Annotated in this window: 11 protein-coding genes; 9 read left to right on the top strand and 2 right to left on the bottom strand. The window is 61.4% G+C overall.

Features of this window, described 5'->3' with window-relative positions:
* Positions 1–4: 4 nt before the first annotated feature.
* On the top strand, positions 5–1,282 hold the full coding sequence (gene hflX, locus AC50YL_RS08555; protein WP_494830996.1) for a GTPase HflX: 1,278 nt from the start codon (positions 5–7) through the stop codon (positions 1,280–1,282).
* Positions 1,283–1,495: 213 nt separating this feature from the next.
* On the opposite strand, the gene AC50YL_RS08550 is transcribed toward hflX, so the two are convergent.
* Together AC50YL_RS08550 and AC50YL_RS08545 are read right to left on the bottom strand one after the other, a co-directional pair.
* Positions 1,496–2,569 carry a phosphodiester glycosidase family protein gene (locus tag AC50YL_RS08550; protein WP_494830995.1) on the bottom strand — a complete coding sequence of 358 codons (1,074 nt, stop codon included), beginning with the start codon at positions 2,567–2,569 and terminating at the stop codon, positions 1,496–1,498.
* Complete coding sequence (locus AC50YL_RS08545) at positions 2,566–2,988, bottom strand: flagellar basal body-associated FliL family protein (protein WP_235947614.1); 423 nt, start codon at positions 2,986–2,988, stop codon at positions 2,566–2,568. Before AC50YL_RS08545 ends, AC50YL_RS08550 begins: the two co-directional genes overlap by 4 nt.
* A 269-nt stretch (positions 2,989–3,257) precedes the next feature.
* Between AC50YL_RS08545 and AC50YL_RS08540 the strand changes: the two genes are divergently transcribed.
* The 8 genes from AC50YL_RS08540 to AC50YL_RS08505 all read left to right on the top strand — a co-directional run bounded on the left by AC50YL_RS08540 (position 3,258) and on the right by AC50YL_RS08505 (position 17,780).
* Positions 3,258–5,087: a sensor histidine kinase gene (locus AC50YL_RS08540; protein WP_494830993.1), complete on the top strand. Its 1,830-nt coding sequence runs from the start codon at positions 3,258–3,260 to the stop codon at positions 5,085–5,087.
* A complete protein-coding gene (locus AC50YL_RS08535; protein ID WP_494830990.1) occupies positions 5,080–6,618 on the top strand; it encodes a response regulator in 1,539 nt (512 codons plus the stop codon). The genes AC50YL_RS08540 and AC50YL_RS08535 overlap by 8 nt, the downstream gene beginning before the upstream one ends.
* A gap of 151 nt (positions 6,619–6,769) precedes the next feature.
* Entirely contained in the window at positions 6,770–8,287 is a 1,518-nt protein-coding gene (locus AC50YL_RS08530; protein ID WP_494830988.1) for an ABC transporter substrate-binding protein, read from the top strand.
* Between the two features lie 217 nt (positions 8,288–8,504).
* On the top strand, positions 8,505–9,440 hold the full coding sequence (locus tag AC50YL_RS08525; protein WP_494830987.1) for an ABC transporter permease: 936 nt from the start codon (positions 8,505–8,507) through the stop codon (positions 9,438–9,440).
* Between the two features lie 32 nt (positions 9,441–9,472).
* Positions 9,473–10,387 (top strand): carbohydrate ABC transporter permease, encoded by a 915-nt coding sequence (locus AC50YL_RS08520; RefSeq protein WP_494830986.1) that lies wholly within the window; start codon positions 9,473–9,475, stop codon positions 10,385–10,387.
* Between the two features lie 152 nt (positions 10,388–10,539).
* On the top strand, positions 10,540–11,868 hold the full coding sequence (locus tag AC50YL_RS08515; protein ID WP_494830985.1) for a glycoside hydrolase family 125 protein: 1,329 nt from the start codon (positions 10,540–10,542) through the stop codon (positions 11,866–11,868).
* Entirely contained in the window at positions 11,858–15,040 is a 3,183-nt protein-coding gene (locus AC50YL_RS08510; protein WP_494830983.1) for a beta-galactosidase, read from the top strand. Before AC50YL_RS08515 ends, AC50YL_RS08510 begins: the two co-directional genes overlap by 11 nt.
* Positions 15,021–17,780: an alpha-mannosidase gene (locus tag AC50YL_RS08505; protein ID WP_494830981.1), complete on the top strand. Its 2,760-nt coding sequence runs from the start codon at positions 15,021–15,023 to the stop codon at positions 17,778–17,780. The genes AC50YL_RS08510 and AC50YL_RS08505 overlap by 20 nt, the downstream gene beginning before the upstream one ends.
* The last annotated feature ends 42 nt before the right edge of the window (positions 17,781–17,822 follow it).

The raw sequence follows: 17,822 nt of genomic DNA, 5'->3' as shown, positions 1-17,822 counted from the left end.
CCATATGGAACAACCAGTGAACAATAAAGCCGTTATCGTCGGCGTGAATTTGAACGACCGGCCCGACTTCGTCTACTCGATGGAGGAGCTGCGCAATCTCGCGGAAGCCTGCAACATCGAGGTCGTGGGCGAACTGACGCAGAATGTCGCCAAGATCAACAGCGCGCATTATCTCGGCACCGGCAAGGTCGGCGAGCTGTCCGCGCTGGCGGAGGGATTGGACGCGTCGACCGTCATCTTCAACGACGAGCTCTCGCCCTCGCAGATTCGCAATCTAGAGAGCGAGCTGCAGAAGAAGGTCATGGACCGGACGCTGCTCATCCTGGACATCTTCGCCGAACGCGCCCAGACGCACGAAGCCCAGCTGCAGGTGGAGGTCGCGCAGCTGCAATACATGCTTCCGCGGCTGGCCGGCCTGCGCGAATCGCTCGGCCGCCAAGGCGGCGGCTCGGGCATGAAGAACAAGGGAACCGGCGAGACGAAGCTGGAGCTCGACCGCCGGCGCATCGAGGACCGCATCGCCGGGCTGCAGGCCGAGCTGGAGAAGCTCGTCGCGCGGCGCCAGGTGCAGCGCAAGCAGCGCCAGAAAACCGGCGTGCCCGTCGTCTGTCTCGTCGGCTACACCAATGCGGGCAAATCCAGCCTCATGAACGCGATCCTGGACCAGTACATGCCGGACTCGAACAAACAGGTGCTGGCCAAAGACATGCTGTTCGCCACGCTGGAGACGTCGGTCCGCGGCATCGACCTGCCGGATCACAAGTCGTTCCTGCTGACGGATACCGTCGGCTTCGTCAGCCAGCTGCCGCATCATCTGGTCAAGGCGTTCCGTTCCACGCTGGAGGAGGTCGCGGAGGCGGACCTGCTGATCCAGGTCGTGGACTACTCCAACCTCGAGTACGAGCGGCTGATCGACGTCACCAACGATACGCTGAAGGCGCTCGGCGCGGACCATATTCCGATGGTGTACGCGTATAACAAGACCGACCTGACGGGCGAGAACTACCCGCAGGTGGAAGGGGACAACGTGTACCTCTCGGTCAAGGAAGGAGCGGGCATCGTGGAGTTGACCGCGCTCGTGAAGGAGCGGATCTTCCAGGATTACGTGCAGTGCGAGGTGATCATCCCGTTCACCGAAGGCCGCCTGGTGTCGTACTTCAACGTCAACGGGCATGTGCAGGCCACGAGCTACGAGCCGAACGGCACGCGTCTGACGATGGAGTGCAAGCGGTCGGATTACGAGAAATACCGGCATCTGTTCGCGGAGCAGGCGGCGGAATAAGCATACGCGAGAGGCTTTTCTAATCGCGCGTTGCGGTGCGCGGCCGCTGGCCGTCAATGGTAAAAGCGAGGACCCGGGGCTTGGTATCAAGCTCTGGGTCCTCGCTTTTTGTTCAATCGTTTAATCGGATTAATAGTCCATGATGCCAATAATAAATGCCCGGTCTTTCACCGCGCAGCCTTGGATCAGCTGCCGAATCGAAGCCGCCGGCCGCTATTTGAAAAAGAGAAAATGGGTCGGCACCGGACGAAGCCGTCCGTCCGAGGGATGGTTCACGACGCGCCCGTTGAAGACGAGCGACGACGAGCCGCCGCCGTCGAGATTGTAGCCGTCGAGCGCGCCGTACCGCTCCAGCAGGAGCTGGACCTCGGCGAGCGTCGCGCCCGAGCTGCCGTTCTCGTTGCGCCCGTCGATGACGAGGAAGAGCAGCTGGTCGTCCTTGTAGTTGGCGATGACCGTTCGCGGCGCGCGCAGGGGACTCGTCTGCCATTTCGCGGGAATCGGCTGCGGATTGCCGTTCTGCAGCAGCACGGGCACGAACGAGGCGCCGAAGCGCGGCTGCTCGCTGTCCAGCTGCGCCTTGCTGGAATATTTGCCGCCGATCAGCTTCATGTCGTCGCTGAGCCCGACGAAGAACAGGTCCTTGAACGACGGGTCGAAGCCGTTCAAGTAGCTGCCGTTCATCATCGTGGTGCTGAGCGGGTAGCGCTTGCCGCCGTCGTCCGCGAAGCCGCCGGCGTTCACTCCGGCGATCGCATGGTAGCGTTCGGCGGCCGCCAGCGTCGTCTCGGCGCCGCCGTATTTGTCCTGCCCGAGCACCATTTTCATCGCATCGGGCGATTTCAGCTTGACCTTCAGCGCATAGCCGTTGAAGTGCTGCGCATGGATCGTGAACAGCTGCGCGCGCACGTTGTCGGAATTGATCTGCTGCGCCGGCGCGCCGATTTTCCGCGTGATGCGGCGGTCGTAGATCAGATAGGGCCGGTCCGCCTGCGCGGCGGCGATCGTGGCGATGGCGCTCATGCTTTTGTTCGTGGCCGTGTAGAGCGCGATCGATTTCTTGAGCGACTTGGCGGTCACGGTCGCCGTCTGCTTCGCCCGGTCGAGGCCGGCGGTCAGCTTGGCCGCGTCCGCCGGCACGTTCGCCTGCGTCAAGGCGAGCTGCGGAAAGGCGGTGTCCGGCAAGGTGATCGACAGATTCGCGGCCATCAGCCAGATGACGAGCCCGATGAACGGCGCGCACGCCAGGAGGCAGAACCGGTTGATTTGCTTGACGGTCAGCGTCATTTCAGCACGTCCAGGCTTTTCTGCAGCTCGGCCAGCTTCTTCTCGACCTCGCTCAGCTGCGTGTACAGCTTGTTGCTGTTGTCGGTCTTCGTGTTCGTATTATCCTTCGTAAATTCCAGCAGCTCGTTCAAGGCGTCGACCTTGCCCTGCACCTTGCTCAGCTCGCCGGAGAATTGGGTCTGCATCTGCTTCAGCTGCGCATCGTAGTTCTGCTGCATCGCCGTGATCTGCTTCGACGTTTGGTTGCCGATGTCTTGAGTCAGCTTGGCCTTCACCTGGCCGGTATACCATACCGTGCCGGCGACGCCGGAGCCGATCAGCAGCACCCATACGGCGAGAAACACCGGAATGGACGGCTTGGACCGGCGACTCGTGCGTTCGGCGGAACGCGGTGCCGTCGTCTGGATGTTCGTTTCCATGCTCTAAATCTCTCCTCTTACCTTCTTTTGCGGGGATATGTCTTCTCCTTCGACAAAAGCGTCTATCAATCGGAATCTATATTCTACCACAATCGGATGGAAGAGGGACAGCCGGAGGGAATCTTAACATGGTAATTATTGGGGAATAAAGGCGGCGCAGCCGCCATAACGCGGACATCCCGCAAACAAGCGGCCGAATAGGCGCGGCTCGGGACTTAATGTTATAATGTCGGCAAATCCTAACCATCGACGAGAGAGGGCACGGGCGCTTGAGATTCCGGAAGATCTACCGCAACTATATACAGAACAACCTGTTCGTCAAAGTCATCCTCGTCTTCGCGGTCATCGTGAATTTGACGATCATCACGCTCTCTTACTTGCTCTTCAACCTCATGTCCGACTCCATCGTGAACAGCGAGCTGAACAACCAGAAGCAGGCGATGGAGCGGGTGAACCGCTACATGGAGCAGAAGTACGACTGGGTGCAGAACACGGTGCAGGACATCTACCGCAACAGCCTGCTCGCGAGCAACGCGTCCTACTTTCTCCGGCATTCCTACAGCGATTACGCGCAATACATGCTCGACCAGAATTACGCGGGCGGCAACGAGAGCGCGGTCGATATCCTGAGCTATCTCGCGGACCGGATGGATGCCGATCCCGACATCCAGAACATCCTGCTCTACAGCACGGACATGCAGCAGCTGTACGCCTTCAATCTGAACGGCCCGCGCCGGCTGTACAAGACCAATCCGATCCGCTCGTACATTCCCGAGATCATGGCGGCGGAAGGGCCCGTGTCGGCGACGCCGAACGTCTGGATCCGCGGGCTGATCGGCCAATGGAACACGCAGCTGTATTCCATGCGCGCCCAGGTGAACGATAAGAATACGCTCAAGAACATCGGACAACTGCTCGTGTACTTCGACTCCGGGATGGTGAACCGGTCGCTCGACCGGCAGCGGACCCCGCTCAAGGGCGAGATTTTGGTGCTGTCGCCGGACGGGCAGGTGCTGTCCGATTCCGCGAACCGTTATTACGGGCAGACCTTCCCGTACATGAAGCAGATCGGCTCCCTGAGGGAAACCGAGCTGCTCGACGAGCCGTCGTACATCTCGACGCTGACGCAGAACAAGGCCGGGTTTCTCGTCGTCGGCATCACGCCCAAGAGCGCGATGGCCGAGGCGTACGCGGGCCTCAAGCGCGCGATCATCCTGATCAGCTCGATCTGCATCGCCGTCGCGGTGATCATTCCGTCCATCGTGATCGTCAATATCGCGCGGCGGACGAACCGGATCGTGCACTTCATGCGGAAGGTCGAGGGCGGCGACCTCACGGCCCGCCTGCAGGACGCCCGCGAGGACGAGCTCGGGCAGATCTCCCAGAGCTTCAACGAGATGCTCGACGAGCTGGGCCGGCATATCGACCGGGAATACAAGGCGGAGCTGAGGCATAAGCAGACGGAGCTAGCCGCCCTGCAGGCCAGGGTGAACCCGCATTTCCTCTACAACACGCTGGAGGTTATCCGCATGCGGGCGGTGTCGCAGGGCGCGGTCGACGTCGGCGAGATGATCTACAGCCTCGCGGCGCTGTTCCGCAACTCGGTCAGCGCGAAGGCCGAGAACACGCTCGGCGAAGAGCTCGAGATGTGCAGGCTGTACCTGGAACTGTTCCGGATCCGCTACAAAGACAAATTCGCCTACGCGGTCGATTGCGAGCAGGAGCTCCTGCAGGTGCCCATCGCCAAGCTGCTGCTGCAGCCGATCGTGGAGAACTATATCGTGCACGGGATGGATTCCCGGCGCAAGAACAACCGGCTGACCATCGAAGCCGCGCAGGAGCATGGCCTTATCCGGGTCCGGATATGCGACAACGGCAAGGGCATCGAGCCGGAGAAGCTCGCGCGCGTCCTGCGGCGGCTGAAGACGCCGGAAACCGAGGAGCAGCAATCCTTCGGGCTGCGCAGCGTGCACGAGCGGATCGGACTCGTGCATGGGCCCGGCTACGGGCTGAGCATAGATAGCATGCCGGGGAAGGGGACATCGGTGACGGTGACCTGGCCCGCGGCCGATCACAGAGAGGAAGCTGGCGATGTATAAAGTATTGCTCGTGGACGACGAGCCGTTCATCACGGAGGGTTTGAGCGACGCGGTCGATTGGTCCGCCTTCGGCCTGGAGGTCGTCGGCAGCGCCGAAGACGGCGAAGAAGCGCTGGAGCGGCTGCGCGAGGTGCAGGTCGATCTGCTCATCACGGACATCTCCATGCCGATCATGACCGGACTCGAGCTGATCCGCAAGGCGCGGGAGCTGCAGCCGCAATTGAAGGCGATCATCCTGAGCGGGTACAACGAATTCGATTTTCTCAAGGAAGGCATGCGGCTCGGCATCGAGAATTACCTGCTGAAGCCGATTCGTTTCGAGGAGCTGGAGGCGACCTTGGCGGATACGGTACGGAAGCTGGACGCGGACAAGCCGGCGCAGGCCTTCGGGGAGGACGAGATCGGCATCCTGCGGGACAACGTCATGACCCGGTGGGTGAACGGGCGGATCGCGTTCCCCGAGCTGACGGAGCGGACGGCGCTCCTCGGCATCGATCTCTCGAAGCCGTACGCGGCGCTGGCAATTATCCGTTTCCGTCCGGAGCCGGATGCCACCGGTCGCGACCTGGACGACTGCATCGCGGATCTCCTGGCCGAAGAGGCGGAGGGCCTGTCGTTCGTTCCCTTTCGCGACGACGAGGGGGATCTGGTCGCCGCTTGCTGCATAAACGGGGGCGAGCCGGATCAAGCTAAGGTGACGGAAGCCTTGGAAAGAGCGGCGGACAAGTGGGAAAGCAGGCAGCTCGGCCCGCGGATCGCGCTCGGCGGGATCGTGCCGACGGCCGATGCCGCCGCAAGCTACGTTCAAGCGCGCAAGGCGCAGCAGTTCTTCCTGGTTCGGCATGACCGGCATCTGCTCGATTATGCGGGCCTCTCCGCGGAGACGGCGGCTTTTCCGGCGGGATTGTTCGAGTGGGAGGCGTATGCCAAGCCCATCCTCGCGAAGGACAAGGACGAGCTCGCGGCGGTCATCGACCGCGATTTCGGGGCGATACGGGCAGCGGGGAGCTTGAATCCCGTCCGGGCAAGAGGCGCCGCGATCGAGCTGATGATCTTGATGAAGATGGAAGTGGACAAGCTCGGACGAGCGGATGCCCCGGAAGTGTTCCAGGGCGTGCTCGATCAGGCGGTGACCGCGGCCGCGCTCGAAGGCGTGGAGGAAGCCGTCCGGACGGCGGCATTCTTCGCGGCCGATTCGTTCTCCGGGGAAGACATGAGTCCGGTCATCAAGCAGGCGCTGCGCTACATCCACGAGCACTACGCGGAGGCGCTGACGCTGAAGTCGCTCGGGCTGCTCTTCCACATTCACCCCAATTACCTCGGGCAGCTCTTTCACAAGCAGACGGGAGATACGTTCACGGATTACCTGAACAAATTCCGCATCGACAAAGCCAAGGAACTGCTGGCGGACAGCCGGCTCAAGGTGAACGAGATCGCAAGACAGGTCGGGTACTGGGAGACAGGCTACTTCTACAAGCAGTTCAAGAAGCATGTCGGGATGGTGCCGGGCGATTTTAAGGAGCTGCTGTGACGCCGAGGCGCCATTCGCGGTTCCTTTCTTTAGTTTGTACACTTATTCTTTGTTTTCTATTATTTTTGAAAATGTTTTCATCTTCTAAGATGAAGTAGCACCAAGTCGCGACTGATGACATGCTACACAGACAAAAGGGAGGCAACACCAAATGGGAATCACCCGTAAAAAGGCAGCGATCGGACTGACGTCCGCCATGGCAGCCATGCTCTTGCTGAGCGCCTGCGGAAGCAACGGCGGCAACAACGGAAATACCGCCGCGAACGACAACACGTCTTCGTCCGGCAACGCGGGCAGCAACAACGCCGCCGAACCGGTCGAATTGAACTGGTACACGATCGGCACGCCGCAGAAAGACGTCGACAAAGTCATGGAAGCGGTTAGCGCGTATACGAAAGACAAAATCGGCGCAACGGTCAAAATGACGATGATCGACTGGGGCGATTACAACCAGAAGATGCAGGTGCTGACGGCTTCCGGCGCGGACATGGACATCATGTTCACGGCGGCATGGGCGTTCGATTACGTGCAAAACGCGCGCAAAGGCGCATTCGCTCCGATCGACGATCTGCTGACGCAATACGGCAAAGGCATCACCGACACGCTGAACCCGGCCTTCCTGAGCGGCTCCAAAGTCGACGGCAAGAACTACGGCGTGCCGGCGAACAAAGAGCTTCCGGTATCCGAGGTATGGCGTTTCAATAAAAACCTCCTTGACCAAAACAAGCTGAGCATCACGGACGTGCGCTCCCTCGAGAGCCTGGAGCCGCTGCTGAAAACGGTCAAACAAAACAACCCGGACGTGACGCCGCTGCAAGTGGACAAGAACTTCACGCCGTACATTCCTTACGACTACCTGATCGAGAAATTCCCGCTGGCCGTGAAGCTCGGCGACACCGGCTACAAAATCGTCAACGTCTTCGAAACGCCGGAAATGAAGCAAGCGCTCGAAACGATGCACAAATACTACCAAGCCGGCTATATCCCGACGGAAGCCGCGACGCTGGAATCGTCTTCGGACGTGCAAGCGACGGGCAAATGGTTCGCCGACAAAGCGACGACGCAGCCGTTCGCGGACAACGTATGGTCGACGAGCTACGGCTACCCGATCGTATCGACGCCGATGAGCGACGCGCTGATCTACAACTCGTCGGTCATGGGTTCCATGCAGGCCATCTCCGCGAACTCGAAGCATAAAGAGAAAGCGATGGAATTCCTGAACCTGCTGAACACCGATCCGGTTCTGCGCAACATGGTCGATTCCGGCATCGAGGGCACGCACTACAAGAAAACCGACGGCGACTACATGGAGAACCTGCCGGAGTCCAAGAACTACGACATGCCGACGTTCGCGCTCGGCAACATCATGCTGACTTACCTGAATCCTGGCGATCCTGCCGACAAATGGGAACAGTTCAAGAAATACAACGATGCCGGCAAACCGGCCGCATTGCTCGGCTTCAACTTCGATCCGACGAAAGTATCGAACGAGATCGCGGCCGTGCAAAACGCGAAAGAATCCTTCTGGGCGCCGCTCATGACGGGTACGGTGGATCCGGACAAATACTTGCCGCAAGCGATCAAGAAGCTGAACGACGCGGGTCTTGGCAAAATCCTGACCGAAGCGCAAACGCAGCTCGACGCTTGGAAAGCCACGCAAGCCAAGTAAGCCATTTATAGCACCGAAGGGCGAATGTTCGGCATTCGCCCTTTTTTTTCAAAAATCGGAGAAACGGACGGGATGGGACATCCTATACGTTGCTTCCTGTTCTATGGGATGAAACCTGCGCCGCCGCCAATGGACGGCATCAGCCGTTTCATCTTGGGACGAATTGCCGCAGGCCCTTGGCGCTGCGAACCGACTTCGCTTAGAAAGGGTGAACCCCATGAAAGCCTTAGGGCGTTTCTTCAAAGACATGAACCGCAATAAAGCCCTGCTCCTGATGGTGCTGCCGGCTACCGTCTGGTTTTTGTTGTTTTCTTATTTACCGATGCTTGGCGCGATTATTTCGTTCAAGGAATACCGGATACACGGAGGGTTCCTCTCCAGCTTCATCCATAGCCGCTGGGTCGGCTTCGACAACTTCAAATTCCTCTTCAGCACCGACGACGCGTATACCATCACCCGGAATACGCTGCTGTACAATATCGTATTCATCTTTATCGGGCTCGTCCTGGCGGTCGCCATGGCGGTCATCCTCTCCGAGATCGCAAATAAGAAGTTGGCGAAATGGTACCAGACCGGCATGTTCATGCCGTACTTCCTGTCCTGGGTCATCGTCAGTTATTTCGTATATAGCTTCCTGAGCTTTGACCGCGGCGTCGTGAATAAGATCGCGCTGGCCTTCGGCATGGATCCGCAGCAGTGGTATTCGGAGCCGAAATACTGGCCGTTCATCATCATCGTCGTGTTCCTGTGGAAGTCGCTCGGCTACAACAGCGTCGTCTATCTGGCGGCCATCATGGGCATCGACAAATCGCTGTACGAAGCGGCGATGATCGACGGCGCGAACAAATGGCAGCAGATCCGCAACGTCACGCTGCCGATGCTGACGCCGCTTATGACCATCTTGACCCTGCTGGCCATCGGCCGCATCTTCTACGCGGACTTCGGCCTCTTCTATCAGGTTCCCCGGGATTCCGGGACGCTGTACAGCGTTACGAACGTCATCGATACTTACGTCTACCGGGGGCTGAAGACGACCGGGGAGATCGGCATGAGCACGGCGGCCGGCCTGTATCAATCGTTCGTGGGCTTCGTGCTCGTCATCACGTCCAACTACATCGTTCGGCGCTTCAATAAGGACAACGCGCTGTTTTAAAACAAACCTGATAGAAAGGAGAACCGACCATCATGGCATCCTTGACCAAACCGAAGGACTTCCACCGGCTGACGCCGGGCTGGAACGTCATTTTCAACCTTCTCGCCGGCCTGTTCGCGCTGGCTTGCGTGTTTCCGTTCGTGCTCGTCTTGATCGTCTCGTTCACGGACGAGAAGACGCTGGCGCAGGACGGGTATTCGCTGTTTCCGAATAAATGGAGCACCGAAGCTTACAGTTACCTGTTCAAAGCGGGCGACCAGCTATTGCGCTCCTACGGCGTGACGATTCTCGTCACGGTCGTCGGCACGGCGCTGAGTCTCGCGATGATCTCGTTCTTCGCGTACGCGATATCGCGCAAAAGCTTCAAATATCGCAAGTTTTTCTCGTTCATGGCGTTTTTCACGATGCTGTTCAACGGAGGTCTCGTGCCTTCCTACATCGTGACGACGCAGTTCCTCCACCTGGGGGATTCGCTCTGGGCGCTGATCCTGCCGATGGCCGTCAATGCGTTCTACATCATGATCATGCGTACGTTCTTCGCCACCATGATTCCGGACGCGATCATCGAATCCGGCAAGATCGACGGGGCCGGCGAGTTCGGCATCTTCTTCCGCCTGATCATACCGCTCGCGCTGCCGGGTCTCGCGACGATCGCGCTGTTCAGCGTGCTCGGCTACTGGAACGACTGGTTCAACGCACAGCTGTACATCGAGAACCCGGACCTGGTGCCGCTGCAATCGATGCTGATGCGGATCGAGAACAGCATGCAGTTCATTCTCGCCAACAGCAACAACGCCTCCCTGGGGACGGCCGTGCTGCAGTCGATGCCGCAGGATACGTCGCGGATGGCGATGGTCGTCCTGGCGACCGGGCCGATCGTGCTCGCGTATCCGTTCTTCCAGCGCTATTTCGTGCAAGGATTAACGGTTGGCGCCGTGAAGGAGTAATGCCCTTAAGCATCGAAGGTTAACGGTGCGAAGGATCGACATCACGAACATTTGACGGCGCAAGCGGCCGCGGCGCGGACAACCGCCCGCGGGCCGCTTGCGCCGCGCATAAGCAACGACGCGATACAGTAACGACAAAGGGGAAAACCACGATGGAACAATTCAGATTGCCCAAAATCGATATGCCGCACCTGCCGCTGCCGCAATCCGTGCAAGCGGTGCTGGCGGAGGCGGAGACGCGCCTCGCGCACCGGCCGAAGCTGCTCCAGCTGTTCAAGAACTGTTTTCCGAATACGCTGGAGACGACGACCAAGCTGCTGAACGACGGCACGACGTTCGTCATCACGGGCGATATTCCCGCGATGTGGCTGCGCGATTCCGTCGAGCAGGTCATGCACTACGTGCCGTTCGCCAAGGACGACGCCGACCTGCAGCGGATCATCGGCGGCTTGATCAAGCTGCACATGCGCAACATCGTCATCGACCCGTACGCGAACGCGTTCAACGAGCTGGCGAACGACTGGCATTGGAACACCGACGATAAGACGGACATGTCGCCTTGGGTATGGGAGCGAAAATTCGAGCTCGATTCCATCTGCTTCTCGATGCGCCTCGCGTTCGCGTACTGGAAAGAAACCGGCCGCGCCGACATCTTCGACGCGGATTTCAAGGTCGCGATGCGCGCGGCGGTCGACCTGTGGAAGCGGGAGCAATACCATTTCGAGCGTTCCCCGTACCGCTTCGAGCGGGACAACGGCATCATGACCGATTCGCTCATGAACGACGGCCTCGGCATGCCGGTCAACTACACGGGCATGATTTGGTCCGGCTTCCGGCCGAGCGACGACGCCTGCGATTTCCATTACAACATCCCGGACAACATGTTCGCGGTCGTGACGCTCCGCCAGATGCGCGAGATCGCCGAATTCGTCTTCCGCGACCTGTCGTTCGAGCAGGAAATGGCCAAGCTGGAGCGCGAGATCAACCACGGCATCCAGCTGTACGGCATCTACCGGCATCCGGGGTTCGGCCCGATCTACGCGTACGAGACCGACGGCTTCGGCAATTACTGCCTGATGGACGACGCGGGCACGCCGGGCTTGATCTCGATTCCGTATCTCGGCTACGTGGACGGGGACGATCCGATCTACCGGAACACGCGCCGCTTCGCGCTGAGCAAGGAAAACCCGTTCTATTATGAAGGCACGGCCGCGAAAGGCATCGGAAGCCCGCATACGCCGCCGGGGTATATCTGGCATATGGCACTGTCCATGCAAGGGCTGACGGCCGAGACGGACGAAGAGAAGCTTGCCATGATCGCGGTCTTGGAAGCGACGGACGCCGACACCGGCTTCATGCACGAAGGCTTCCATTCGGACGATCCCGCCGTGTTCACGCGCAAATGGTTCGCCTGGTCCAACAGCTTGTTCTCGCAGCTGGTCTATAAAGCGATGAAAGCAGGACTGCTCGATGTTAAATAAAACGATTGTTTTCTACGATGGCGCCTTTCCGGGCGCCTCTGCCATAGGCGGAGCGGAATTGGAACAGCTGCGGGGCGCCGGCGAGGTTTGCGGCGCCGACGGGCTGGCGGCAAGGCTGGAAGGTGCGGACGGCGGCGTATTCGTGTCGCTGCACGCGCCTTATTTTCCGGTCGCGGCCTGGGAAGCGCTGCTTGGCTTTCTGAAGCGCGGCGGCGGCTTGATCAGCTTGGGCGGCGCGCCATTCCGCGTGCCGGTCCGCAAGGAAGCGGGCGAGTGGATCGCGGAACCGGAGCAGACGGCGTACCACCGGCAATTGCGCATTCACGAGATGCTGCCGGTGAAGGCGGCGCCCGTCGCGAAGCTGGCCGCTGCCGAAGACATCCCGCTGTTCAAGGGGCGGGAAGCGCTGCTGGACGCCGCGGATACGTGGAACCTCGTGCCGCATGTGACCAAGTCGAGCGACCTGCCGTTGCAGATGGGCTCGGCCGGTCCGATGGACGCGCATATCTATCCGGTGCTCAAGGGCATCTCCGCCGAAGGACGCGAAGTGGCCGCGCCGGCCGTGCTGTGGGAGAACACGAAGGGGGATTTCGCCGGCGGACGCTGGCTGTTCGTCAACCAGCCGCTCGGCGCGGAATTCTTCGCGCGCGGCGGGGCCGAGGCGCTGCAAGCATGGGCGGCGTTCTGCGCGGCCGGCGTGACCGAGCTGTGGCTGAAGCCGGGCTATGCCTCGTACGAGCTGCATGAGCGGCCGTTGCTGACGCTGCAGGCGCAGAAGCTGGGACGCGGCGCGGCGGGCGGCGCGGGCGGCAAGACGAGCTGGACGTTCGACATCAAAGTCCGCCGCGACGAGGGCTCGGCCGTGTTCGCCTACCGCCACGAGGCGGAAATCGGCCCCGAGCTCGAGCTGAAGCGCATTCCGCTGCTCGGCGATATCCGCGCGGGTTATTATCACGTGGATTGCGTCGCCAAGTCCTCGGACGGGGAGACGCGCCTGCTTCGCCAAGGCTTCTGGGGCATGGACGCCGAATTGCTGAACGCCGGCGGGCTGTTGTCGCGGGGCCGGGATTACTTCGAGAAGGACGGCCGGCCGATGCCGGTCGTCGGCATGACGTACATGACCTCCGACGTCGCGCGCAAATTCCTGTTCCTGCCGAACGTATCGGCGTGGGACCGGGACATGGCCCAGATGCGCAAGGCGGGCATCAACTGGATCCGCACGGGCATTTGGACGGCTTACCGCAACATCATGCAGGTGGACGGGCATGCGTCCGAAGAAGCATTGCGTTCGATCGACGCCTTCTTCATGACCGCGAAGCGGCATGGCCTGCAGGTGACGTTCACGTTCTTCTCCTTTACCCCGGAGACGTGGGAAGGCACGAACCCGTACCTCGATCCGCGCAGCGTGGAAGCGCAGAAGCGGTTCATCCGCTCCATCGTCAGCCGTCACCGCGAGACGACGAACGTCGATTGGGACCTGATCAACGAGCCGTCGATGTTCGATCCGCCGCGGATTTTCTCCGACGGACCGCGTTCGAGCCGCGACCGGTTCGAGAAGGCGGCCTACGCGGAATGGCTGGCGGGGCGCCACGGCGCGATCGCGAAGCTGCGCGAGCGCTGGGGCATGACCCCGGGCGAGCTGCCGGATTTCGCGTCCGCGGCCATTCCGGAGCCGGAGGACATCAACTTCGACGTGCAGGACATGCACCAAGGCAAACGGGGCACGCGCTGGCTGGATTACGCGCTGTTCTCCATGGACATGCACAACCGCTGGGCGAAGCAGCTCGTGGATACGATCAAGGAAAGCAATCCGTCGCAGCTCGTGACGGTCGGCCAGGACGAGGCGCTCGGCGCGCAGCGGCCGTCTCCGTTCTTCTACGGGGAAGCGGTCGATTATACGACCGTGCATTCCTGGTGGCTGAACGACCATCTGCTGTGGGACGGCATCTTCGCGAAGACGGCCGACAAGCCGAACGTCGTGCAGGAGACGGGCATCATGTACGTGGAGACGCCGGCCGGATTCGCGAAGCGGTCCGAGGAAGAGCTGCGCGCGATGCTGGAACGCAAGTACGCGTATGCTTTCGCGGCAGGCGGCGCCGGCGCCGTGCAATGGATTTGGAACACCAATTTCTACATGGACAACGCCAACGAATCCCATATCGGCGCGCTGCGGGCTGACGGCACCGAGAAGCCGGAGGCGGACGTCTCCTACCGGTTCGGCAGCTTCATGGAGCGGATCCGCGATCTGTTCCGCGAGCGCGAGCTGGAGGACGTCGCCGCCGTGTTCCCGTACTCCAACGATTTCTCCAACCGCAAGCTGGCGTTCGACGCGACGACGCGCCTGACGCGCGTGCTCGGCTACGAGCTGAAGACGCCGTTCCGCGGCGTGTCGGAGTACCATCTGGACGCGCTGGAAGCGGCGCCGGCGAAGCTGATCATCGTGCCGTCCGCGCATAATTTTGCCGACGAGGCGTTCGCGCGGCTGCTGGACATCGTGGACCGGACGGGCGCGACGCTGTTGTTCACGGGACCGCTCGGGTTGGATGCCTACTGGCGGGAAGCGGACCGGCTGGCGGATACGTTCGGCCGGCGGAAACCGGCCAACGTCGTCCGCGAGGAACGGCTCGCGATCGGGGACAAGGCGTATCCGGTCTCTTACGGTCACCGGAGAATCGCCGAAGTGTTCAAGGAAGCCGGCTATGGCGCGGCCGATGCCGTCCCTGCGGGAGCGGATCGGGTCATGGAGGCGGCTTACGGGCAGGGACGCCTGATCTGGTGCCCGCTGCCGGTGGAGCTCAACGAGCGCGCCGAGCCGGTCGAAGCGCTTTACGCGCACGCGCTGGAAGTCTCGGGCGCGCGGCGGGAGCTGGAATGGATCAAGGGCGGCGACCTGGCCGGCGCGTACGGCCGGAGTCTCCGCTTCAAGGACGGCGAACTCTTCGTCTTCGTGTCCGAATACGCGCATGACGCGCAGATCGAAGTGAAGTCCGCCGCGACGGGAACGGCGTATTCGTTCGTGCTGGAACGGGAGCGCGCGGTGCTGTTCGCCGTCGACCGGACCGGCCGCGTGACGGCGGTCTATCGCCCGGACGAAGTGGAAGTGCTGGCGCTGCCGGCAGGAGCAGGCTTGGAAACGAAAGGAGACGATCGCCATGGCGAACGCGGACAATAAAAGAACGGCGCATATCATCTCGCACACGCATTGGGACCGCGAATGGTACCTGCCTTACGAGAAACACCACGTGCGGCTCATCGCGCTGATGGATACGCTGATGGACACGCTGGAGAACGACGCGGAATACCGCAGCTTCTATCTCGACGGACAGACGATCATCATCGAGGATTACCTGCAGGTGCGTCCGGACCAACGGGAGCGCCTGGAGCACTGGATCCGCGAGGGCCGCATTCACATCGGCCCGTGGTACGTGCTGCAGGACGCGTTCCTGACGAGCAGCGAAGCGAACGTGCGGAACCTGCAGATCGGGCACCAAGATGCCTCGCATTACGGCACGATCGCGAAGGTCGGGTATTTCCCCGACACCTTCGGCAACATCGGCCAAGCGCCGCAGCTCATGAAGCAGGCGGGCATCGACAACGCGGTGTTCGGCCGCGGCGTCAAGCCGACGGGCTTCAACAACATGGTCTCGGATTCCGCGTACGAATCGTCCTTCTCGGAGCTCGTATGGGAAGGGCCGGACGGCTCGCGCGTGCTCGGCATCCTGTTTGCCAATTGGTACAGCAACGGCAACGAGGTGCCCGTGGACGAGGCGGAAGCCAAGGACTACTGGGACCGCAAGCTGGCCGATGCCGGCAAATACGCGTCGACCGGGCAGCTGCTGTTCATGAACGGCTGCGATCACCAGCCGATCCAGACGGATTTGGCCGAAGCGATCCGCGTCGCGCGCAAGCTGTACCCGGACACGGATTTCGTCCATTCGAATTTCCCGGATTACCTGGCGTCGCTCAAGTCGTCGCTCGCGGACAAGCAGTTGTCCGTCGTGCGCGGCGAGCTGCGCAGCCAGCGGACGGACGGCTGGTCGACGCTCGTGAACACGGCGTCCGCCCGCGTTTACTTGAAACAGATGAACCAGGTCGGGCAAACGATCCTCGAGAAGGTCGCCGAGCCGCTCGCGGCGTTCGCGCATCTGACGGGGAAGGCCAAGTACCCGCATCATCTGCTGAAGTACGCTTGGAAAACGCTCATGCAGAACCATCCGCACGACAGCATCTGCGGCTGCAGCGTCGACGAGGTGCACCGCGAGATGGTTACCCGGTTCGATAAGAGCCGCCACGTGGCGGAGACGATCGTCGGCGACAGCAAGCATGCGGTCGCCGGCGCCGTCGATACGAGCGCGTTCGCGGGCTATGGCAAGGACGCGCTGCCGCTCGTCGCGTTCAACACGACGGGCTGGGAACGCAGCGGCATCGTGGAAGTCGAATTGGACGTTGCGCGCGTGTATTACCGCGAAGGCATCGCCCCGAACGAAATGATGCGCATGATGAAGGACCTCTCGATCGAAGGCCGCACGCTCGTGGATGCGGACGGCAATGCCGTCGCCCATTCGGTGGAAGATCTCGGCCTGCAATTCGGCTATGACCTGCCGGACGACAAGTTCCGCCAGCCGTATTGGACGCGCCGCGTGAAGCTGACGTTCGAAGCGTTCGCCGTGCCGGCGCTCGGGCTGAAGACTTATGCATGGGTGCTCGGCGCTGACGGCGCCGCATCGGCGACGTCGCTCATGACCGGAGCCCGCACGCTGGCGAATGCGAACCTGAGCATCGAGATCGCCGAGGACGGCACCTTGGCGGTAACGGATATCGCCAGCGGACGCACGTACCGCGATCTGCTGATCTTCGAAGATGTCGGAGACATCGGCAACGAATACATGTTCAAGCAGCCGGACGGCGAGCCGTCGCTCACGACCAAGGGTCTCGCGGCAGAGATCCGCGTGATCGAAGACACCGCCTACCGCGCCGCGGTCGAGATCGTGCACCATTGGTCGATCCCGGCATCGGCAGACGGGCTGTTCGAGCAGGAGAAGCAGGAAGCCGTCTATTATCCCGAACGCAAAGCCGGCCGTTCGACCGACTTCGTGCCGTTCACGATCCGTACCGTCGTCAGCCTGGAGCGCTCCGGACGCGGCGTGGGCATCCGCACGACGTTCAATAACCAAGCGAAGGACCATCGCGTGCGGGCATTGTTCCCGACCGACCTGACCGCGTCCGTCCATCGGGCCGACGCGATCTTCGAAGTGGCGGTTCGCGACAACGAACCGGCCGCCGAATGGGAGAACCCGAGCAACGCGCAGCATCAGCAAGCCTTTGCCGACGTCAGCGACGGCGCGCAGGGCTTGACGATCGCGAACAGAGGGTTGAACGAATACGAAGTGCTGCGGGACGGCCGTAATACGATTGCCGTCACGCTGCTTCGTTCCGTCGCCGAGCTGGGCGACTGGGGCGTCTTCCCGACGCCGGAAGCGCAGTGCCTCGGCGAGCATACGGTCGAGCTCCTGATTCTTCCGCATGGCGGCGATGGCGCGGCGACCGGCGCGTATGCGTCGGCGTATCAATTCCAAGCGCCGTGGACCCATGTCCAAACCGGCGTTCACGGCGGAACATTGCCGCCGGTGCACGCGTTCCTGGCATGGGAGGGCGAAGGCATCGCGTTCTCCTCGGCCAAGATCGCGGAAGCGACGGGCGACCTCATGCTGCGCTGGTTCAACATGCGCCCGGAAGCCGCGAAGCTGCAGGCGCAGCCGAACGTCGGCACGGTCGCTGGAGCGTACGCGAGCGATGTGCTCGAGCAAGCGGGCGAACGCCTGCAGCCGTCCGGCGACGGCGCGAACGGTTCGTTCGCGGCGGAGCTCGGGCCGTGCGAGATCTACACGGTCGGCATCGCGGCAGCGAAATAACCGCTTGACGTTGAATTCGCATAATGAGTTGAATTTCGTAGA

The organism is Paenibacillus sp. J22P277 (assembly GCF_059383675.1).
Note: the sequence above shows the minus strand (reverse complement) of the source record. Positions and strands in the feature narration are given on the sequence as shown.